The sequence below is a fragment of the Pseudomonas sp. H1h genome, assembly GCF_000633255.1.
Classification (GTDB): Bacteria; Pseudomonadota; Gammaproteobacteria; order Pseudomonadales; family Pseudomonadaceae; genus Aquipseudomonas.
In genome coordinates this window covers 262,768-283,318 of the sequence record NZ_AYMJ01000018.1, presented here as the reverse complement: position 1 = coordinate 283,318, position 20,551 = coordinate 262,768, and the positions used below count along the sequence as shown (strand labels likewise).

The following is a 20,551-nucleotide window of genomic DNA, read 5'->3' as shown; positions in this document are numbered from 1 at the left end:
CAGACTGGCGAATTCGCCCCGGCAAGAGTGACGGCGTTATAAGCGCGTGACGGCTCGCGGCGACCCGATTCAACTGAAGTTGCCGACGTCATGAACCGTTCGGAAACGCATCACCTGCGGCTTGGAGAGCAAGCTGCTGCACAGGGGCTATTCGTTTTTTTGAAATGATCGATCCGGCCGAGTCCACGATTCTTCGAGACCCGATCAAATGATTGTCATGAATTTGGCGACGTGACAATGGCGCCATGATTTCTGTCTGTCCACGATCTTGTGTCACGCCCCGGACAAAACAGGAAGCGAACTGATCGAGCCGAAATCGCAGAGGTTCCGATCCAATGGAATCCAGATACAAGTTTCAATTCCTTATGAAAACTTTGCGACCATCCTGGCCGCTTTATTACGGCCGTTATAAACGGCCAGCATCTTGGCGGAAAAATAGTAGGTTCGGAGTGTGCACCTTGTCAATCGCTGTAACAAACATTTAATGGTCATTTGCAAACTATGAACTATCTGGTTCACGCAATCACAACGGGCACACATCTAGAACATGGCACTGCAAGCTTTACATTATCGAATCGGCTGTCTAAGTCTCCGACTTACCGCAGCAAGCGCTTTATCTTTCACAACTTCGCCCATCGCCAGCGATTATCGAGCCATCACACAATGGCTCGGCGATATCGCGCCCGCCACCTATAAGACCAAAGTCTAACTTTACTTAATCATATAACCGCAAAACCAACTTTAACTCGTTGACGGCAATTCGATAACTTTGAAGTTATTTCGATGATCATCGGCGCCTGGCACTTGCGTCAAAAAAGACATTGATCGATCAAACGCTGGCCAAGAGCGCCTGTGGTGCGACGGGGAATCAGCCTTTATCCTTGACGCCCCCGCCGTACCGCTGTCAGGAGACAACCCATGCCCCATGAAGGCAACCTGTTACAAGCCGCTGTCGTGTTTCTGTTCGCGGCAGTGCTCACCGTACCCTTGGCCAAGCGCCTGCAACTGGGTGCCGTGCTCGGTTACCTGTTGGCGGGGGTGATCATCGGCCCGTCGGTGCTCGGCTTGATCGGCAACCCGCAAAGCGTTGCGCACATCTCGGAACTGGGCGTGGTGTTGCTGCTGTTCATCATCGGCCTGGAACTGTCACCCCGCCGTCTTTGGGTGATGCGCAAATCAGTGTTCGGCGTCGGGCTGGCGCAGGTGCTGCTGACTGCTGCGGTCATCGGCGTGCTGGCGCTGTACGTGTTCGGGCAACCGCTCAACAGTGCGATTGTGCTCGGCCTGGGCCTGGCGTTGTCGTCCACGGCTTTCGGCCTGCAAAGCCTGGCCGAGCGCAAGGAGCTGACCAGCCCCCATGGGCGGCTGGCGTTCGCGATTCTGCTGTTTCAGGACATCGCTGCGATCCCGCTGATCGCGCTGGTGCCGATGCTCGCCGGCGGTGCTCACGACACCAGTAGCGCCGCAAGCCTGAACCACGGTTTGCAGGTGCTCGGCGGGATCGCCGTGGTGGTGGTCGGCGGGCGTTATCTGTTGCGTCCGGTGTTTCGCGTGGTGGCGAAAACCGGTCTGCCGGAAGTCTCCACCGCCACCGCATTGCTGGTGGTGATCGGCACGGCGTGGCTGATGGATCTGGTCGGTGTGTCGATGGCGCTCGGCGCATTCCTCGCCGGCCTGCTGCTGGCGGACTCGGAATATCGCCATGAACTGGAAGCGCAGATCGAGCCGTTCAAAGGTCTGCTGCTGGGGCTGTTCTTCATCAGCGTCGGCATGGGTGCGAACCTGAGCCTGTTGCTCAGTGCGCCGATCACCGTGCTGGGACTGACGCTGTTGCTGATCGGTTTGAAGCTGCCGCTGCTGTTTGTGGTCGGGCGTCTGGCGGGTGGGCTGAACAAGGTCAGTGCGATCCGCCTGGGCATTGTGCTCGCGGCCGGTGGTGAATTTGCTTTCGTGGTGTTCAAGATCGGTCGCGATCAGGGTCTGTTCGAACCGCGCCTGTACGACCTGCTGGTGCTGACCATCACCCTGTCGATGGCGTTGACGCCCTTGTTGCTGTTGATCTGTGCACGGCTGGTCAGCCCGAAGGTGCAGCCGGTGGAGGTGCCGGAGAAATTCCGCGAAATCGATACCGAGACGCCGCGTGTGGTGATCGCCGGCATGGGCCGGATGGGGCAGATCGTGGCACGGATTCTGCGTGCGCAGAACATCAAATTTGTGGCGCTGGACACCTCGGTGGAAACCATCGAACTGTCGCGCAGCTTCGGCGGCGTGCCGGTGTTCTACGGCGACCCGATGCGCCCGGAGATCCTCAACGCGGCCAAGGTTGGCGAGGCGGAATATTTTGTCATCGCCACGGATGATCCGGAGACCAACATCAAGACCGCCGAGATCGTGCGCAAGCTGTATCCGCACATGAAAATCATCGCCCGGGCACGTAACCGTCAGCACGTGCACCGTTTGGTCGATGTCGGCGCCGAGCCGATTCGAGAGACGTATTACTCCAGCCTGGAAATGAGTCGCCGCACCCTGGTCGGGCTTGGTCTGACCCAGGCTCAGGCCGATGCGCGGATCAAACGCTTCAAGCACCACGACGAACAGGTGCTGGAAGCCCAGCACGCAATCTACGATGACGCTGCCAAAGTCCTGCAGACCGCCCAGGAAGCCCGGGCGGAACTGGCGCGATTGTTCGAGTCGGATCAGCTTGAAGAGGAATCGCGCAAGGCCTGACCTTCACACAAATCCAATGCAGGAGCGGGTTTGCTTGCGATGGCGCGGTGTCAGGCAACACTTCGGCAACTGACAGATAGCTTTCGCGAGCAAGCCCGCTCCCACAGGGTTTGCGTCGCGCGCAAATGATCGGCATGCCATTGGCCAATGTGGGAGCGAGCCTGCTCGCGAACGCGGTGTGTCAGGCAACACGCCGGCAACTGGCAGATTGCTTTCGCGAGCAAGCCCGCTCCCACAGGGTTTGGCGTCGTGCGCAAATGATCGGCATGCCATTGGTCAATGTGGGAGTGAGCTTGCTCGCGAACGCGGTGTGTCAGCCAACACGCCGGCAACTGACAGATTGCTTTCGCGAGCAAGCCCGCTCCCACACGGTGCCGTACCTGGACTTTGTGAACACCAGAGAAAACGGTGGGAGTGGGCTTGCTCACGAAGAGGCCGGCACATTCAACATCGATTGCGCCTGTCCGGACGCCTTCGCGAGCAAGCCCGGTCCCACAGTGTCCAAGGTGTGGCCGAGACTGCATGCACAACCCCATCCTGTGGGCGTGACGCCCGAATCAGCGCCGCTTCAACGCCTGCTTGTGCGCATACATCGCTCCGTCGGCATCCGCCAGCAGGCGATCGACGCTGTCGTGACGCGGCGGGTCGTATTCGATCTGGCCAACACTGAAACGAATGTCATAGCCGCGTTGCAACATCGCATTGCGTTCGTCGAGGATGTCTTTGAGTCGCGTCATGATCGCCGTGGTTTCGACGTGACTGGAGCCGGTCAGCAACACCACGAATTCGTCACCACCGAGGCGTCCGACCACGTCGCTCTCGCGAAAGGCAATGCGCAGCACGTCGGCAAATGTCTTCAGCGCACTGTCACCTTCGGCATGCCCGTAAAGATCATTGATCTGCTTGAAGTCATTGAGATCGAAGAACAACAACGTCGCCGGTTTCTGCAGGCGCGCGCAGGCGTCCAGACCGTGTTGGGCAAGGGCCTTGAAGCCGCGGCGGTTGGACAGCAGCGTCAACTCGTCCATGCTCGCCATCTGCACCGCCATCAACTCTTGCTCGGCCATGCGCGCCAGATCGCGCAGCAGTTCACGCTCCTCGTCATCGAGTTGCCGGGGTTTGGTGTCGATCAGGCACAAGGTGCCCAGTTTGCTGCCATCGCTCACTTGCAGCGGACAACCGGCATAGAAGCGGATGCCCGGCGCACCGGTCACCAGCGGATTGTCGTGGAAGCGTTCATCCTGTGCCGCATCACTGATGTGCAGAATCTGGTCCCCCAGAATCGCATGCCCGCAAAACGACACGTCGCGTCCGGTCTCACTGGCATCCAGCCCCACGCACGACTTGAACCACTGCCGATTGGTATCCACGAGGCTGACCAGGGCAATCGGCACGTCGAACACTCGCCGCGCCAGGCGCGTCAGCCGATCGAATCGCTCTTCGGGAGCGCTATCGAGCACATTGAGCCCGCGCAGTGTCGCGACACGGGCCTGTTCGTTGGCGGGTTTTTCCGGGGCCAGCATGGGTTACTCCATCGAGGGGTCTACCGCTTCAGAGTAGACCATGCGGTGTTTGACTCCTCTGCGCTGTTACCTTTGGTCAGCCGCCCGCCACCGGGCATGGGCCACCGGCATCGGCCCAAAGCTTGAACTGCTCGACAAAAATGTCATGCGGCACCGGCACCGGCGTGCGCCCTGCCCCGGGATTCCAGCCCCACAGCACCAGTTTGTCGTCGCTGACGTGCTTGATCAGCGCCGCGAAATCACGGTCGCCGTTGCTGGAACGATCCTTGATCATGGCGCATAACTTGTCGGGCGGCAGGCCGATCCAGGCCATTTTGTGTGCCGCCGGCGGCAGGCTCCAGTGCGGTGCACCCGGCGGCGCATGCGGGCCATAACTGGCCGGCGGGTTGCTTTCGGCGTGGCAGGTGGCGCAAGGCAAACCGGCGGCGCCCTTGCCGTCCATGCCGCGCACTACATTCATCGCGTGCGGGGTGCCGGCGTCGAACTGCAGCGGCGAATCACCCGGGATGTGGCAGTTCTGGCAGCGCGGGCTCTGGAACACCTTCTGCACCGTGCCAAACGCCTTGAGCGCTTCCTGGTCATCGGCAAACAGGTCCGAGGCGTAACCGCCCAGACCCAGCAGAATCAACGTACCCAACAGCAAATGTCGCTTCATCTCACACCCCCGACAGTTGCAGCGGCAGTTCACGCAGGCGTTGCCCGGTCAGGGCAAAGACCGCATTGGCCACCGCCGGCGCGGTTGGCGGGACACCGGCCTCGCCGATACCCCCGGGCTTGTCGCTACTGGGCACGATATGCACCTCGACCAGCGGCATTTCGTTGAGCCGCAACACCTGATAATCGTGATAGTTGGACTGCACCACCATGCCGTTCTTCACCGTCAGTTTGCTGTGCAGCGCCATGCCCAGGCCAAAGGTGATGCACGATTCCATCTGCGCCGCGATGCTCTGCGGATTGACCGCAATCCCGCAGTCCACCGCACACACCACCCGGTGCACGCGAATCGCCAGGTTGTCCTGCGAGACCTCCGCGACCTGCGCCACATAACTGCCGAACGATTCGTGCACCGCCACGCCCAACGCATGCCCGTCCGGCAACGGCGCGCTCCAGTTGGCCTTCTCCACCGCCAGGTTCAGCACGCCCAGATGCCGTGGATGATCCTTGAGCAGTGTTCGTCGATACTCCACCGGGTCCTTGCCCGCCGCCGTGGCCATTTCATCGATCAGCGACTCCATGACAAACCCGGTGTGGCTATGCCCCACCGAACGCAACCACAACACATTGATTCCGGTCTGCGGTGAATGCAGCTCCACCTGCTGATGGGCCAGGCCTTTGAGATATGGGCTGTCGGCCACGCCTTCGACCGAGGTCGGGTCGATGCCGTTCTTGACCATGGTCGCTTCCAGCAGCGTGCCCGTCATAATCGATTGGCCGACCAGCACATGCTGCCAGCTCAGCGGCATACCCTGCCCGTCCAGACCAATGCGCGCCTGATGCAGGAACATCGAACGGTAATAACCGCCGCGAATGTCATCCTCACGGGACCACACGGTTTTCACCGGCGCCCCGGCGGCTTTAGCCACCTGCACCGCTTCGGCGACAAAATCCGACGTCGGATTGGCCCGACGCCCGAAGCCGCCACCGAGAAACTCGGTGTGAATCTCCACCTGCTCGGGCTTGAGCCCGGTGATCTTGCCGGCGATCATCTGGTCGAGGGTCTGGAATTGCGTGCCGGTCCAGATCTCGCACTTTTCGGCGCTGATCTTCACCGTGCAATTGAGGGGTTCCATCGGCGCGTGGGCCAGATACGGCACGCTGTACTCGACGTCGATTTTCTTCGCCGCCTTGTCGAAATTACCCTTGGGGTCCCCGGCTTGGGCGGCCGATGTGCCCGGCGTTGCCGCCAGTTTGCGGAAACTGTCGAGCAGGCCCTGGCTGCTGAGGTCGGCGTGCGGCCCCATGTCCCAATCGACTTTCAAGGCGTCGCGGCCCAGTTTGGCCGCCCAATAATGCTCGGCGATCACCGCCACACCGGTCGGCACCTGCACCACTTTGTGCACGCCAGGCACTGCCAGCGCCTCGGCGCCCTCGAAGGATTTGACCGTGGCACCGAACACCGGCGCCCGCGCGACCATCGCGGTCATCAAGCCCTCGAACTGCACGTCCATGCCGAACTTGGCGCGCCCGGTGATTTTCTCAGGGGTGTCGAGGCGCCTGGTCGGTTTGCCGATGACCTTCCAGTCCTTGGCCTCCTTGAACGTGATCGACTTCGGATCCGGTACCGGCAGTTGCCCGGCGTCGTCCGCCAGCTCGCCGTAGGTCGCGCGTTTATCGCCGGCAATCACCACGCCCGATTCGGTGCGGATCGTCGACGCCGCGACGTTGAAGCGCTTGGCCGCTGCTTCCACCAGCATCTGCCGTGCCGTGGCCCCCGCCAGCCGATAACGGTCGAACTCCATCCAGGTCGAGGTCGAGCCGCCGGTAATCTGCATCCCGCCAAACGCCGGCATGCCGTAATTGGCCGCCGAGGCCGGCGAGTGTTCGACGCGGATCTTCGACCAGTCGGCGTCCAGCTCTTCGGCAATCAGCATGGTCAGGCCGGTCCAGATACCCTGGCCCATTTCCGAATGCCCGAGCAGCACCGTCACGCTGTTGTCTGCGGCTATCCGTAAAAACGCATTCGGCGCAAAGACCTTGCCTTCATTCTCCGCCGCCCGGGCAAACCGATGGGCACCGGGCACGACAAACGCCACCACCAGACCGCCACCCAGCACGGCACTGCCCTTGAGAAAGCCGCGACGCGATACAGGACTGTTCATCGTTTACCTCCCAATCAGCCAATCTCGGCCGCACGTTTCACCGCCGCGCGGATTCGCGGATAGGTGCCGCAGCGGCAGATGTTGCCGGAGAGCGCCTGATCGATATCGCTGTCGGTGGGCTTGGGGATTTTCGCCAGCAGCGCGGCGGCCGACATGATCTGCCCGGACTGGCAGTAACCGCACTGCACCACGTCCAGTTCGGCCCAGGCTTGTTGCACCGGGTGCGAGCCGTCCGTGGACAGGCCTTCGATGGTGAGGATTTTCTGGCCGTTGGCCACAGCGGTGGCGGGCGTGATGCAGGCGCGCAACGGCGCCCCATCGACGTGCACGGTGCAGGCGCCGCACTGGGCCATGCCACAACCGAATTTGGTACCGGTCAGGTGCGCCACATCACGCAGGACCCAGAGCAGCGGCATGTCGGCCGGCACATCGAGTTCCTGATCCTTGCCATTGATATTCAAGGTCAGCATCGGGGGATTTCCTCAGACTCACGGTGTTCTGAAGGGGGCGTCGCTACAGCCGGCAAAGCCTGTGCGCGCCTCGGCTTATCCCTTTCAGCAAAGCCTAATTTGCGCCGCAAGCCAGACGTTGCGACCACCGGTCATGCCCCAACGCAAAAATGTCGACTTTAATCCTACGGCTGATAACGGCGCTCACCCGAGCCATCACGACCGGTCTTCAGCGTGCGCGCTAACTCATCACTTTGCTCAGGAGTCGCGAACATGGGATTTGTCACCACCAACGACGGGGTCGATATTTTCTACAAGGACTGGGGCCCTAAAGACGCGCCGGTGATTCACTTCCACCACGGCTGGCCGCTCAGCTCGGACGATTGGGATGCGCAAATGCTGTTCTTTCTCGGGCAAGGTTTTCGGGTGATCGCCCATGATCGCCGGGGCCACGGCCGCTCGAGCCAGGTGTGGGACGGCCACGACATGGACCACTATGCCGACGACGCCCTGGCCGTGGTCAAACACCTGGGGCTGAAGAACGTCGTGCATGTCGGCCACTCCACCGGTGGCGGCGAGGTGATCCATTACATCGCCCGGCATGGGCAGGACAACGTCGCCAAAGGTGTGTTGATCAGCGCCGTGCCGCCGTTGATGGTCAAGACCGAGAACAATCCCGGCGGGCTGCCGAAATCGGTGTTCGATGATTTTCAGGCGCAACTGGCGGGGAATCGGGCGCAGTTCTATCGAGACATTCCGAGCGGTCCTTTCTATGGCTACAACCGGCCCGGCGCCAAGCCTTCGGAAGGGATCATCGGCAACTGGTGGCGCCAAGGCATGATCGGCGGGGCCAAGGCGCACTACGACGGCATCGTCGCCTTCTCGCAGACTGATTTCACCGAAGACCTGAAGAAAGTCACCGTGCCGGTGCTGGTGATGCACGGTGAGGATGACCAGATCGTGCCGTATGCGAATTCGGGGCCTTTGTCGGCGAAACTGCTGCCAAATGGGACGCTGAAGTCGTACCCGGGGTTTCCCCACGGAATGCCGACGACAGAGGCGGCAACGATCAACGCGGATCTGCTGGCATTTATACGCGGTTGAAATAAGTGGCCTGCACACAACATCGGGGCCGACCGAACCACCGCTTTCGCGAGCAAGCCCGCTCCCACATTTGTCTGCGGCGTACACACAAACATCCGCGCCACACAAAACCCTGTGGGAGCCAGCCTGCTGGCGAAGGCAATCTTTCAGTTGATACTGAGCTGACCGAACCACCGCTTTCGCGAGCAGGCTCGCTCCCACATTTGTCTGCGGCGTACACACAAACATCCGCGCCACACAAAACCCTGTGGGAGCGGGCTTGCTCGCGAAGGCGATCTGTCAATTGATACTGGGCTGACTGAACCACCGCTTTCGCGAGCAGGCTCGCTCCTACATTTGTCTGCGGCGTACACACAAACATCCGCGCCACACAAAACCCTGTGTGAGCGGGCTTGCTGGCGAAGGCAATTTGTCAGTTGATACTGAGCAGACTGAACCACCGCTTTCGCGAGCAAGCCCGCTCCCACATTTGTCTGCGGCGTACACATAAATATCCACGCCACACAAAACCCTGTGGGAGCGGGCTTGCTCGCGAAGGCAATCTGTCAATTGATACTGGGCTGACTGAACCACCGCTTTCGCGAGCAGGCTCGCTCCTACATTTGTCTGCGGCGTACACACAAATAACCCTGTGGGGCCGGGCTTGCTCGCGAAGGCTGGTTTTGGGCTGCCATTATTCTTCTGTTCGGCCCGGGCTTTCACGGTCACGTTCGTAGTGGTGAGCCAGCGGCAGCACCGGTAGCCAAGCCTCGCGACGGACAGTCCAGAGTTCATAAGTGGGTTTGAACTGGTTCGGCTCATCAAACGAGCCGACATTCACCTCAACTTCATCACCCGAACGCCCCAGTACGGGTGACCCACAGCGTGGGCAGAACACTCGCCCTTGATATTCCCCGGTGGTGCCGCTGACGGTCACCGCGCTTTCGGGGAATATCGCCGACGCATGAAACAGCGCGCCGTGATGTTTGCGGCAATCGAGGCAGTGACAGAGGCCGACGCGGTAAGGTTGCCCGGTTGCCTCGAAACGTACATTGCCGCACAGGCAACCGCCGATGAATTGATCCATGTCGCACCTCCTCTGATTGCTTATGTCTTCAGTGTCTGAACGCAACACTGCGCACACGTTTAAATTACATGAATCATTGCGGCAAAATCCGTTCCCCCCCGCGCTGCTTTGCGCAGTCCATACTGCATTCCTCATCCCCACATTTCGGACACTGACATGCCCTCCCCCGAAGCCACCCTTCTGCAGAGCTGGCACATCAACGCTGACGCCTGGATCGAGGTGATCCGCAGCGGTGCCATCGAAAGCCGCCGGCAGGTCACCGATCAGGCGATCCTGCTGGCAATCATGGGCCGTCAGCCGGAACGTGTGCTCGACTTGGGTTGCGGCGAAGGCTGGTTGTTACGGACGCTGGCCGATCGGGGCATTGATGCGACAGGAGTGGATGGCGATACGACGCTGGTCGAGGCGGCACGCGCGGCAGGGTCGGCCAAGGTGCAGGTCGCCAGTTACGAAGAGCTGGTTGACGCCAAGGTCAATGTCGGCCGCGATTTCGAGCTGATCTGCGCGAACTTCTCGCTGCTGCATCAGGACATCATTGCGCTGCTCACGGCGATGAATGCATTGCTCGTCCCCGGCGGCGCCTTGATCATCCAGACGCTGCACCCGTGGGCGGTTGCAGCAGGCGACTATCAGGACGGCTGGCGTGAAGAATCCTTCGCCGGGTTCAAGGGCCAGTGGCAGCCGATGCCGTGGTACTTCCGCACGCTGTCGAGTTGGCTGAATGCCCTGGACATCGCGGGCTTCAGGCTGATCGGCCTGCAGGAACCGCAGCATCCGCAAAGCGCGGTGCCGCAGTCGTTGCTGATGATCGCCGAATCGCGCTGACTCGGCAGCTTGAGCCCCTTGTGGGAGCGAGCCTGCTCGCGATGGCGCGGGGTCAGGCGACGCCCATGCAGGCCGTGCCGACGCCATCGCGAGCAGGCTCACTCCTACAAGGGGTCAATTGCTCGAATTGTCGATCTACGGCACCGCCAGTCGACCAAGGACTGACTACGCTGTTAATCCTGCGTGTCTAACCTGCCGAGGATGACTGCCATGCAACGCTTTCAAAAAATCACGCCGTGCCTGTGGTTCAACGATCAGGCTGAAGCGGCGGCGACGTTCTACTGCTCGATCTTCGATCACTCGAAAATCACCGGCCTGACCCACTACAGCAAGGTCGGTCAGGAATTTCACGGCAAACCGGAAGGTGCGGTGATGACCGTCAGTTTCGAGCTCGACGGCCAGAGCTTCACTGGCCTCAATGGCGGGCCGATGTTCAAGTTCAGCGAGGCGATCTCGTTTCAGGTCAACTGCCAGAATCAGGAAGAAGTCGACCACTTCTGGGGCAACCTGTCTGCCGGCGGCCCGGTCGAGGCCCAGCAATGCGGCTGGCTCAAGGACAAGTTCGGGGTGTCGTGGCAGATCGTGCCGGTGGCGTTCATGCACATGATGCTGGACGCCGACACCAGCAAGTCACAACGGGCGATGCAGGCCATGTTCAAAATGAAAAAACTCGACATCGCCGAACTGGAGCGGGCCTTTACCGGCCAGAGCTAATACACTCCGGGACTGGCCTGCCGGGAACAATAACGATGAAACACGCTGCCGCCAAAAACCCTGAAAAAGCCCCGCGCTTCTGGCGCGATGACGCCCTGCCGTTTATCGAAGCACGGGCCATCGCCGATGGCCGTGAGGTCTGCTACGCCCGGCATTCCCATGCGCATTTCTCGATTGGCGCAATCACCGCCGGGCGTAGCATTTATGTGCATGAACACGCGCAGTTCGAGGTCGCGGCCGGCACCGTGGTGCTGATGAATCCGGGTGACGTGCATGCCTGCAACCCGATCGATGACCAGCCGTGGTCATACCTGATGCTGTATGTGGAGACGCCCTGGCTGACGGATTTGCAGCATCAACTGGGGTTCAGTGCCGAACTCGCGTTTCGCCGATTCTCCAGCACCCACTTGAATGACCCGCGGCTGTTCCGGGAACTGCAAGGGCTTTACGACACGCTGGTCGATGAGCAGCAGGATGCGCTGCGCAAACAGAGCGCAGCGGTCGAGTTTTTCAGCGATCTGCAAGGGCACCTGAACCCGGCGGAACGACCGTTGCGCGAGCCGAATTTCAAGCTCGAACGCGCCGCCGACTTCATCCGCGAACGCTGCACTGCCCTGCTGAGCCTGGACGACATCTGCACGGCGGCGCAGTTGTCGCCGTCCTACCTGATCCGCGCGTTCAAGCTGCATTACGGCATGACCCCGCATGCCTTTTTGGTCAACCAGCGCATCCAGTTCGCCCGCGAACGCTTGCGCAACGGGCAATTGATCGCCGATGTGGCGCTTGAAGCGGGATTCGCCGATCAGGCGCATTTTCAGCGGGCATTCAAACAGTACCTGGCCGCCACTCCGGGTCAATATCGCGGCTGACAGCCAAAACCGGCTACGCTGCAGATCAACCACCCGCCCTGGCCCGGGAGTTTGCCCTGGATGATCCTGATTCTTTTACCGTCCGCCGATTACGACCCGACTGAAAGCAGCGTGCCGTGGCAGGCGCTGCGCGACGCGGGCATCGAGGCACGCTTTGCCACGCCGCAAGGCCTGTCTGCCTACGCCGACCCACGGCTGGTGAGCACCGGGTTCGGGCCACTGAACCCTATGCTGATGACACGCAAGGCCGATCTGCACAGTTACGCGCAGATGATCGACAGCCCGGCGTTCCTTCAGCCCCTGGCGTACGCTGATGTCGACCCGACGCAGTTCGACGGTTTGCTGATCCCCGGTGGTCATGCCAAAGGCATGCGCAGCCTGCTGGAATCGGCGCAGGCACGAGACATCGCCCTGCAGTTTTTCAACGCACAAAAACCCGTGGCGGCGGTGTGTCATGGCGTGCTGTTGCTGGCCCGCACTCTCGACCCCGACACCGGACGCTCAGTACTGTTCGGGCGCAAGGTCACGGCATTGCTAGCCTCGACCATGGAGTTGCCGGCCTGGCTGATGACGGCAGTCTGGCTGGGGCGCTACTACCGCACTTACAAGCAGACCGTCGAGGCAGAGGTCACCGCGGCGCTGTCGCACAAGGCCGATTTTGTACGTGGCCCGCTCATCGCCAAGCGCGATAGTGCACAAGCGCCGCAAACCGGGTTTGTGGTGCGCGACGGCCAACTGCTCACGGCTCGCTGGCCCGGTGATTGTCACCGATTCGCCGCCGAGTGGGTGGCCCTGCTGCAAAGCAGATACGCCAAATACCCAAGCTTCAAGGCAGCAGCAGATACCCTGCACTCACCGCCAGCAGCAACGCCATGAGCCGATTGAACAAACGCATCCCCGCTGGATTGCCCAGATACCCGCGCAAAAACGTCCCGGCATACACCCAGCAACCCACCGACAGATAGCAAATCACCAGATACACCGCCGCAAACTGCCAGACCAGTCGCGCCTCGCCATCGGCCACAAATGCGCCCATCCCCGCCACGCAGGCCAGCCAGGCTTTGGGGTTGAGCCATTGCATCACGGCGCCATAGAGCATCGTCGGTGCACGTCCCACTTCCCCGGTACTCAACTGTCCATCATCAATCGCCAGTTTCCAGGCCATGAACAACAGAAACGCGACCCCGGCCAGTTGCACCACACGGGTCAGTGACGGCCACAGTGTCAGGACTTCATGCAGCCCAAGTCCCATCAGGACCAGCAATAGCACAAAGCCCAACGTCGCCCCGGCCACATGCCGTTGACTGGCCCGGAAGCCGAACCGCGCACCGGAACTCAGCGCGACGATATTGACCGGCCCCGGCGTGATGGACGCCACCAGGGCAAATGCGGCCATTGAAACAATCAGACTCATTGCACACCTGCTTCAAAACGGGGAACAAGATGACCACGGTAGCGAGTAGCGCGCCTGCGATATTGCACAAAATTACCCTGACACAATCTCCTTCGCCTCCGCTATTGCGCATCCGGCCCGCGCGCCTGAAAACGTCCCGACGCAATAACGATTAAAACAAGCCACTCAAACACAGCCTGAAACCAATCACGCAAGTCAAAAGAACATAGAGATGGATATAGTTCCCACCCGGACATCAACTTCTACCGGATTCAAATAGAACTCTCTAAACCACGGACGGACTTCGGCAATGAAAATCCCCGCAAATCTTTTTCCCGGCGCACCCTTATCCGCACATCAACTAGAGCGCCGCGCAGCAGCCGAAACAATCAGAACCACACTGGACGCGCTGAAGAAACTTAAAGCATCTGACCCTTATCGCTACTCCACCAATCTTATAGATCTAAAACAACTGGTCGTATCGATTACCGAAGAAAGCCAGTTCTATGCCTCTCAGCTTTCGGCGCATATTGTGCTGCGTCAGTTAGTCCGACAACCGCCGTTCACTGCCATTGTCAGAGCCTTAAACTTGACCAGCGACAACTGGACCCTGATCAGCGAAGAAGGGTTGATCTTTCAGGTTTATGAAGTTGAAAAGCGGGGCGGCATTTTTCTCGAATTCATTAACATTACAGAACAGGTCCGCGCCGACGCTTCACTCAAGACCGATGCCGAGCTGGTGGCAAAAAATGCGTTTCTGACCGGCGCAATCGTTTCTTCCAGCAACCGCGTGCCACTGCTCAACTGGTTACAGTTCCAGCAACTGAGTATGCCTAAGACGATCGACGAAGCGCACAACCTGATCGCCCTGCTCGAGCTGACGTTGCCCTCTGCGCCGACACACGGTAACTACTGGGGCGTCTGCGGTGAAACCGGCGAAACGAAGCTCGTTATCGACGACGATGACCATTCGCAGATCTATCAAGCCATCTACAAGCTGCTGCAACGCGGCGATACACGCCGAGAGCCACTGATCAACTATTTGACCAACGCGTTACTCAAACAAGAGACGGCGACGTTTCTGCGTGAATATCCGGAACAAAGCTGGACGCTGTTGATCGAGACAGACGAAGCCAAGGCATTCGCGCAATCCTGCCTTGATGCATTGGACCTGCCGCAACCAGCCAACGCATCGCCCATCAGTACAGAACAACGCAGCCGTCTTTTGATTGCTGCATTGATGCTGGACTTTTCATTGGGCCGCGCCGACAAAAACCAGAGTTTTGTCGCGCATAACATCTACACATCGAGCCATGTTCACGCCAACGCCCATGAGATCCGCAAAGCCCTGCAACAGATGCTTACCAGGCACGGAGTCAACGAGCCTGCCGTACCGCTGGCAACCCAGCTGATTCTTGCCGGGCTCGCACCGGAGTGTCTGGTCAGGGCTCCGGCGGCACTGCAGATTGGCACACCCGGCTGGGTGATGTTACGCAAATCGGTATTGCTGGCCGAAAGCATAGCCCCCGGACTTTCCCGCCAGATATCCTATGAAAAACTGCTTGAGCTTGGGGCAATTACGCCAGTCAGCACTCAACAAGAGATGCTGCACGATTGGGCAAACCTGCAAGCAATCAAGGACTGGGCGACACTCAATGAAGTCGACCCGGTCAACGCCGATGTACTTCCGACACAGGAAATCATCAAGCAGGCCGCCATTCACTACAACGCACACATAGAGGCCGCAACAACAGCGCTCGACGTGATCGCCACCCCACCCGTCAGTCGGCGGAAACTGGCAATTGCTGTACTGAATGAAACTGGCTGCCCGCCGCTGACGCAAGTAGAGCTGCCTCGTGATCGCCGCTACAAAAGCCAGTACTATTCCGTGCTGGATATCTACATGACGCGTAATTTATTACGCCTACAGGAATACGACACCCGAACGGGCAAGAGCATCTACCAAAAATCCCCAAGCCTGTTAGCGCTGGAGCCGATCAACACCCTCTATACAATCAAGGTAAAAGAGCACTTCGAGAAATATAAATCTGCAATCGCTACGGTTTCACGGCTGGCCATGTCGCGCCTTCCCCTGGAGGACCGGTTGGCGATCGAGCACGGTGAACTGGCTATTTATCATGTGCGCAATACAAGGCCACACGCAGGATCAGGAAGCAACAATCCACCGCGCGATGCCGCCAATACGGGAAGTTTTGGCGTGGTGATTCTATGCCGACTCGGCACGCAAATAAGCGGTTATGAATTATTCCCGTTACAGGGCATATGCCGCCGCAATCCAGAACTGGCTAAAGCCTACACGCAAGGCCGGACTCTCGATAGGAGTGGGTGGTACACCGTCGGCCCTAATGGTGATGACGACCCTTTCAAGTCTTTGACCTTTCTGAATAACGCCGTTGTCGATATGGACGAGTATTTCAAAGGAAGCGAGCAAAGGGATGAAGAAGAATATAAAACAACGGGGGTCTTGCTCGAGCGCTTTGCTGAACTTGAAAGCCTGCCTGATAGACCTCCGTACCTTCGCAGCCCGCTGCAAAGTTTCCACTCCGAACGTTTCAACATGATTGGAGAGAAAGTTGCCAACCATAATCCACCTACCACTTACGATCAGTTTTATGCCACGGGCTACGACAAAACCAAACTCCAAGAGAGGCTCGATCAAAACGACAACATCGTGGATACCTTTCTTAATATCATCATTCCGTTCAAACAGTGCATCGAAGGCATCGTTTCGGGAGACCGAGAGCGTCACAGCGAAACTGTATTCAGCTGTGTCATGGACCTTACCGCCATCCTCTTTGTCTTTGCCGGAGCGGTCGGCCCCTTCAGTAAAGCGCTGGCCAGCAGCTCAAAGCTGCTGAATCTGAGCAAGGTCGGCTCACGATTTTTGTTATCGGCGTTCAATCCGCTTGATGGCGTGCCAACACTGGCCTACGGAGGAGCCAAACTGGTTGGCAAAGGAGTGATGAAACTGAGTCACTTCGGCCATTTCGTGACCAAGGCTGGTGCAGGTCAACTGCGTGCGTTGACCGCAACAACCAGTGGCTCGTATGACCTGGTCAGGGCGCTGAACAAGACTGGCGTCGCCGCCGATATTCGCATGACGCTGCCGACAGTGGCTCACGCCCGGGCGCTGTTCAACGATGATGCGCTGGAAACGGTCGAACACATCGTCGCACGACTGAGTGGCGAGGCGGTTTCCGTCCCCAAAGGCACGTCGTCGGCAGAACTGCAGCATCTGTTCAACAATGCGACGAGAGAAGCGACTCAGTCCTCGAAAGGCTTCCGAGACCTGGAGTCATTGATCGGCCATGCCGCAGCGAACGACGTACTGATCACCTTCACAAAAAGCAAAGGTCCTCAGTTCAACGGCACCAAGTTCACTACAAACGCGGGTGACTATTCCGACACACTTGGCTTCCTGGCCGAGCTCGAAACAAAGAAAATCAACTACCTCAAGAGTCATCAGCAAAGCGTCTTGAAACTGGATCTGGGCAAGCCGCCCTACACCGACGTAATGCCGGAATCTGCTTTCAACCCCCAGGGTTTCACCGACCATGCACAGAGGGCCGGAGCCTGGATGGTCAAGGGCTCGACCTCCGATAACGAACTGGAACACATCGTTGCGATCCTGCGTGAATACACGGGCAACAACAAATCCCTGACCGACGCGGCCGTGGTCAAAGAGATCCACAGCCGACTGGTTCCTCAACTGGCAGGGACTGTGCGTGAGGCCGGTGCGCCCTCAAAATATGGCAGCAGCGTCAGTGGTTATGCCTTGTTGGAGCAACATCTGAAGCAACTGGATGCCGCCCATGATCACTTCGACAAGCACTTGCTGGCAGCCATTGCAGGTTTTCAGGGCTTCGGCGATGGCAATGGCCGCACCGCCAGCGCGGTGTACGCGATCAGCCAGCTACGCAACAACCGATTTACACCGATGCCGAAACACGTGTTCATATTGTTGAGTGACCTGGGTTGACCCCGGGTCCGTGCCCCGTTCGCCGGGGCACGGACTATTCATCGGTTTTCAACACTCACCGGCACGGTGAACCGAAACTCGGTGCCCTTTCCCGGCTCGCTGCTGGCCTCGATCCGCCCGCCATGGGCTTCAACGATGCCCTGAGTGATGTACAAACCCAACCCGGTTCCGGTCGGATTGCCCTCCTTCACCGTCCAGTAGCGGTCAAACACATGTGCCAGGTTTTCCTTGGGAATGCCTTCGCCGGTATCACGCACGGTGAACACGATTTCGTTACCCACCGACTTCGCCAGCACGCCCACCGAGCCCCTGTGTGGCGTGAACTTGATCGCGTTGCCGATCAGGTTCGACAGCACCTGAAACAGACGCTCCGGATCGGCATGGATTTTCAGATCGGCGTCGGCTTCAAACGAGATGCTGATGTCCTTGTCCAGCGCCAGCGGCCCGAGCAGCGCCTGGGTCTCCTCGAACATCTGCCCGACATCCAGAGTCTGCGGTGCGATGCTGTAGCGCCCGGCGTCGATTTTCGAGGTATCGAGCAGGTCTTCGAGCAGCGTGTTCATGCGCCCGGCCGCTTGCTGCATGGTGTCGATGGCTGTGGAAATCCGCCGTGAGGTATGCGGGCCGTCGGAGCTGAAGGCTTTCTGCATCATGCCGCAGAGCATCGAAATCACCGTCATCGGGTTGCGCAGGTCGTGGGAGACCACCGCCACCAACTCGTCCCGTGCGCGCACCGCCTCTTGCTCGCGGCGCACTTGCCGGGCCAGATCGTTTTCCAGGGCCGAGCGGCGCAGGTCATTGGCGGCAAACCGGTCACCGTGGCTCCATTTGGTGGAGATTCCGGCCATCTCGACTTTCCAGATTTCGAATGACGTGCGCGGGCGCAGCCGCAGGCCGGCGTCGGAGTTTTCCAGATCCAGCGGTTTGCGCGGATCGCCGCTCCAATTGATGTTCTCTTTCACTTCCGGGCGGAACCACAGCACACCGTTGTCCACCGGTTTGGGCAGGCTCATCGCAAGGACGCCGCTGGCCACTTGCTGAAACTGCGCGGCGGGCGGGTACACACTGGCCAGGTGATGACTGGCGAACACCGCCTCGCCGCCGTCCTGCAACCAGCGGTGCAAAGCGCGGATGTCATCCGGCTCCGGGCAGTTGCCGTAACGGTGCAACTGCTTGTCTTCGATGATCGCGATACCTCCCGCCCCGGCCAGCGCCATCAGCACTTGCGGCTGCTGCGCCAGACCGTCGAAAACGTTTTGCGGCGAATCGATCATTGCCTGATTGAGCAGCGCCAGCGCCTCAACCTTTTCTTCACGCTGACGGCTGATTTCCAGCGCTTCCATGGCGCTGATCTGCAGCGACAATACCTGGCCGATGGTCTGACAGGCGCTGCGCAGCTCATGCGGCACGTGCAGCGGCTGACGGTTGCCGCAACTGATCAGGCCCCACAATTTGTCGCCCTTGAGCAGGGAAATGCTCATCGACGACAGCACGCCCATGTTCTTCATGTACTGACAGTGGATCGGCGAGACGCTGCGCAGCGTGGCGAAACTCAGGTCCAGCGCGGTCTGGGTGTCAGGACGCAGCTTGGGCACCAGCGGTACCGGCTGGTAATCGGCGTTGGGGATGATCCGTAGCCAGTTGGTGCGATACAGCTCACGCGCCTGCTCGGGGATGTCCGAGGCCGGGAAGAACAGACCATTGAACACTTCCATCGACGGATCGGACGCCTCGGCAATCACCTGGCCGTGCCCCTCCTCTTCGAATCGGTAGATCAGCACCCGGTCGTAACCGGTCATCGCCTGGATTTCCTTGACGCTGATGTCGTACAGCGCCTGCAACGTGGTCGCCGCTTGCAGGCGCTGGAGCATGCGCCCCAGGTGGGTCTGGTTGCCGGCGACGTTACGCGGCTGGAAGTTCTCGACGTGGATTTCCAGTTCCAGAATCAACACGCCCTGATGGCGGTGCAGCAGGCCTTCGAACGCGGTGCCGTTGAGGTGAAAATGCAGCGGTCCCGCGTCGGAGAATGACGCTTGCTGCATGGCTGCGCGCACGGCAGCGGCGTGCACGTCACCGAGCAGACTGTGCAGCGGCTGACCGATCAGTTGTTCTGCCGGGCGCGCCAGTAAGGACTCGACGTTGGCGCTGATCTGAATGATTTCCAGAGCAGGCTCGCTCAGGGTCAGCAACAGGCCATGGGGCTGGATCGCGCCGGGAAAGCGAATCGGTTCGTCGGCGCAGTTGGCCAGCAGTTCTTCAAAGGCTTCTTGGTCTTGCGGGGTCATGCCAGTACCTCCCGGCTTTCGAGCCAGCGCTCGAAACAGCTGAATGTGGTTTGAGCCGCGGCGACAACAGCCGCACGCTCGTCGACGTCCATCGGGCACGCGCCCAGGTATTCAATGAAATCGCGCCAGCGGCGGCCGGTGGCGGCGCCGTAAACGTCGAGAAAGGCTGCACCGTTGTCGGCGTCCAGACTCAGGCGCGTGGCGATTTCGCGGCGCAGGATCTGCCCGCCCAGCGTCGCGCCTTCGAGCACGTACAACACGCCCAGGCACGCCGCGCCGGAATCGATGACCGGCAATTTGCGACAGATCGGCAAGCGCTCCAGCCCCTGGGTCGACTCGCCCATGTTGTGCAGATCGCGTTGCAGGGTTGGGGTCTTGAGTCGCGGGGCGAGATCGAAATCGGCGGGAATGCAGGCGCTGTCGAGCAAGGCGGTTTCCAGTGGCTGGTAAAACCCGTAATAGGCCTGCATCAACCGGTGGAAGGCGTCCGCATCGAGCTGATCGGAGAAAAAAGGAAGGCGTTTTTCCAGTGCGATGTGCAGTTCGGCAGTGCCGGCCCGCAGATCTTGCAGCACTGGTGGCACATAAACATCACGAGCCTTTGATTGCATGTATTTCGCTCTTGGTGGGGCCGCCTGGGGCCTTGCAGGGTTGGTATGACAAAGGGCGAAGTTATCACGGCCTCCGCCCATGCTGACTGGGCAGGCAATTTTTTTCTGCCGCAGCCACCCCCTTCGAGTCTTTCTGAGTGGCCGTGGCAGCGTAAAGTTCGACCGG

15 protein-coding genes are annotated in these 20,551 nt (G+C 59.7%); 7 read left to right on the top strand and 8 right to left on the bottom strand.

Features of this window, described 5'->3' with window-relative positions; translation table 11 throughout:
* The first annotated feature begins 918 nt into the window (after window positions 1-918).
* Complete coding sequence (locus tag U862_RS0116980) at window positions 919-2,727, top strand: monovalent cation:proton antiporter-2 (CPA2) family protein (protein ID WP_025111495.1); 1,809 nt, start codon at window positions 919-921, stop codon at window positions 2,725-2,727.
* Window positions 2,728-3,284: 557 nt separating this feature from the next.
* Here U862_RS0116980 and U862_RS0116975 read toward each other — a convergent pair.
* The 4 genes from U862_RS0116975 to U862_RS0116960 form a co-directional block, all read right to left on the bottom strand.
* Complete coding sequence (locus U862_RS0116975) at window positions 3,285-4,250, bottom strand: diguanylate cyclase (protein WP_025111494.1); 966 nt, start codon at window positions 4,248-4,250, stop codon at window positions 3,285-3,287.
* A gap of 76 nt (window positions 4,251-4,326) precedes the next feature.
* Entirely contained in the window at window positions 4,327-4,905 is a 579-nt protein-coding gene (locus tag U862_RS0116970; RefSeq protein ID WP_025111493.1) for a hypothetical protein, read from the bottom strand.
* A 1-nt stretch (window position 4,906) separates the two neighbouring features.
* Window positions 4,907-7,069 (bottom strand): xanthine dehydrogenase family protein molybdopterin-binding subunit, encoded by a 2,163-nt coding sequence (locus tag U862_RS0116965; RefSeq protein ID WP_025111492.1) that lies wholly within the window; start codon window positions 7,067-7,069, stop codon window positions 4,907-4,909.
* A 14-nt stretch (window positions 7,070-7,083) separates the two neighbouring features.
* Entirely contained in the window at window positions 7,084-7,539 is a 456-nt protein-coding gene (locus tag U862_RS0116960) for a (2Fe-2S)-binding protein (RefSeq protein WP_025111491.1), read from the bottom strand.
* Window positions 7,540-7,791: 252 nt separating this feature from the next.
* Here U862_RS0116960 and U862_RS0116955 point away from each other — a divergent pair, with 252 nt between their 5' ends.
* On the top strand, window positions 7,792-8,622 hold the full coding sequence (locus tag U862_RS0116955) for an alpha/beta fold hydrolase (RefSeq protein ID WP_025111490.1): 831 nt from the start codon (window positions 7,792-7,794) through the stop codon (window positions 8,620-8,622).
* Between the two features lie 673 nt (window positions 8,623-9,295).
* On the opposite strand, the gene U862_RS0116950 is transcribed toward U862_RS0116955, so the two are convergent.
* Window positions 9,296-9,688, bottom strand: coding sequence for a GFA family protein (locus tag U862_RS0116950; protein WP_025111489.1), 393 nt, complete (start codon window positions 9,686-9,688; stop codon window positions 9,296-9,298).
* 156 nt (window positions 9,689-9,844) lie between these two features.
* Between U862_RS0116950 and U862_RS0116945 the strand changes: the two genes are divergently transcribed.
* The 4 genes from U862_RS0116945 to U862_RS0116930 all read left to right on the top strand — a co-directional run bounded on the left by U862_RS0116945 (window position 9,845) and on the right by U862_RS0116930 (window position 12,972).
* On the top strand, window positions 9,845-10,513 hold the full coding sequence (locus U862_RS0116945) for a bifunctional 2-polyprenyl-6-hydroxyphenol methylase/3-demethylubiquinol 3-O-methyltransferase UbiG (RefSeq protein ID WP_025111488.1): 669 nt from the start codon (window positions 9,845-9,847) through the stop codon (window positions 10,511-10,513).
* Window positions 10,514-10,723: 210 nt separating this feature from the next.
* Entirely contained in the window at window positions 10,724-11,227 is a 504-nt protein-coding gene (locus U862_RS0116940) for a VOC family protein (RefSeq protein ID WP_025111487.1), read from the top strand.
* Window positions 11,228-11,262: 35 nt separating this feature from the next.
* Window positions 11,263-12,096 carry an AraC family transcriptional regulator gene (locus U862_RS0116935; RefSeq protein ID WP_025111486.1) on the top strand — a complete coding sequence of 278 codons (834 nt, stop codon included), beginning with the start codon at window positions 11,263-11,265 and terminating at the stop codon, window positions 12,094-12,096.
* A 60-nt stretch (window positions 12,097-12,156) separates the two neighbouring features.
* Window positions 12,157-12,972, top strand: coding sequence for a type 1 glutamine amidotransferase domain-containing protein (locus U862_RS0116930; RefSeq protein ID WP_025111485.1), 816 nt, complete (start codon window positions 12,157-12,159; stop codon window positions 12,970-12,972).
* On the opposite strand, the gene U862_RS0116925 is transcribed toward U862_RS0116930, so the two are convergent.
* Window positions 12,923-13,510, bottom strand: coding sequence for a LysE family translocator (locus U862_RS0116925; RefSeq protein ID WP_025111484.1), 588 nt, complete (start codon window positions 13,508-13,510; stop codon window positions 12,923-12,925). The two genes, U862_RS0116930 and U862_RS0116925, sit on opposite strands and share 50 nt — an antisense overlap.
* Window positions 13,511-13,799: 289 nt before the next feature.
* Here U862_RS0116925 and U862_RS0116920 point away from each other — a divergent pair, with 289 nt between their 5' ends.
* Window positions 13,800-17,489: a hypothetical protein gene (locus U862_RS0116920; RefSeq protein WP_157836074.1), complete on the top strand. Its 3,690-nt coding sequence runs from the start codon at window positions 13,800-13,802 to the stop codon at window positions 17,487-17,489.
* A gap of 38 nt (window positions 17,490-17,527) precedes the next feature.
* On the opposite strand, the gene U862_RS0116915 is transcribed toward U862_RS0116920, so the two are convergent.
* On the bottom strand, window positions 17,528-19,774 hold the full coding sequence (locus U862_RS0116915; RefSeq protein ID WP_025111482.1) for an ATP-binding protein: 2,247 nt from the start codon (window positions 19,772-19,774) through the stop codon (window positions 17,528-17,530).
* Window positions 19,771-20,385, bottom strand: a complete 615-nt coding sequence (locus U862_RS0116910; protein ID WP_025111481.1) for a biliverdin-producing heme oxygenase — start codon at window positions 20,383-20,385, stop codon at window positions 19,771-19,773. The genes U862_RS0116915 and U862_RS0116910 overlap by 4 nt, the downstream gene beginning before the upstream one ends.
* Between the last annotated feature and the right edge of the window lie 166 nt (window positions 20,386-20,551).

Excerpts from the sequence above, each read along its gene's own strand:
- U862_RS0116980 (WP_025111495.1), top strand. The coding sequence starts at position 919 with ATGCCCCATGAAGGCAACCTGTTACAAGCCGCTGTCGTGTTTCTGTTC.
- U862_RS0116975 (WP_025111494.1), bottom strand. The coding sequence starts at position 4,250 with ATGCTGGCCCCGGAAAAACCCGCCAACGAACAGGCCCGTGTCGCGACA.
- U862_RS0116970 (WP_025111493.1), bottom strand. The coding sequence starts at position 4,905 with ATGAAGCGACATTTGCTGTTGGGTACGTTGATTCTGCTGGGTCTGGGC.
- U862_RS0116965 (WP_025111492.1), bottom strand. The coding sequence starts at position 7,069 with ATGAACAGTCCTGTATCGCGTCGCGGCTTTCTCAAGGGCAGTGCCGTG.
- U862_RS0116960 (WP_025111491.1), bottom strand. The coding sequence starts at position 7,539 with ATGCTGACCTTGAATATCAATGGCAAGGATCAGGAACTCGATGTGCCG.
- U862_RS0116955 (WP_025111490.1), top strand. The coding sequence starts at position 7,792 with ATGGGATTTGTCACCACCAACGACGGGGTCGATATTTTCTACAAGGAC.
- U862_RS0116950 (WP_025111489.1), bottom strand. The coding sequence starts at position 9,688 with ATGGATCAATTCATCGGCGGTTGCCTGTGCGGCAATGTACGTTTCGAG.
- U862_RS0116945 (WP_025111488.1), top strand. The coding sequence starts at position 9,845 with ATGCCCTCCCCCGAAGCCACCCTTCTGCAGAGCTGGCACATCAACGCT.
- U862_RS0116940 (WP_025111487.1), top strand. The coding sequence starts at position 10,724 with ATGCAACGCTTTCAAAAAATCACGCCGTGCCTGTGGTTCAACGATCAG.
- U862_RS0116935 (WP_025111486.1), top strand. The coding sequence starts at position 11,263 with ATGAAACACGCTGCCGCCAAAAACCCTGAAAAAGCCCCGCGCTTCTGG.
- U862_RS0116930 (WP_025111485.1), top strand. The coding sequence starts at position 12,157 with ATGATCCTGATTCTTTTACCGTCCGCCGATTACGACCCGACTGAAAGC.
- U862_RS0116925 (WP_025111484.1), bottom strand. The coding sequence starts at position 13,510 with ATGAGTCTGATTGTTTCAATGGCCGCATTTGCCCTGGTGGCGTCCATC.
- U862_RS0116920 (WP_157836074.1), top strand. The coding sequence starts at position 13,800 with ATGAAAATCCCCGCAAATCTTTTTCCCGGCGCACCCTTATCCGCACAT.
- U862_RS0116915 (WP_025111482.1), bottom strand. The coding sequence starts at position 19,774 with ATGACCCCGCAAGACCAAGAAGCCTTTGAAGAACTGCTGGCCAACTGC.
- U862_RS0116910 (WP_025111481.1), bottom strand. The coding sequence starts at position 20,385 with ATGCAATCAAAGGCTCGTGATGTTTATGTGCCACCAGTGCTGCAAGAT.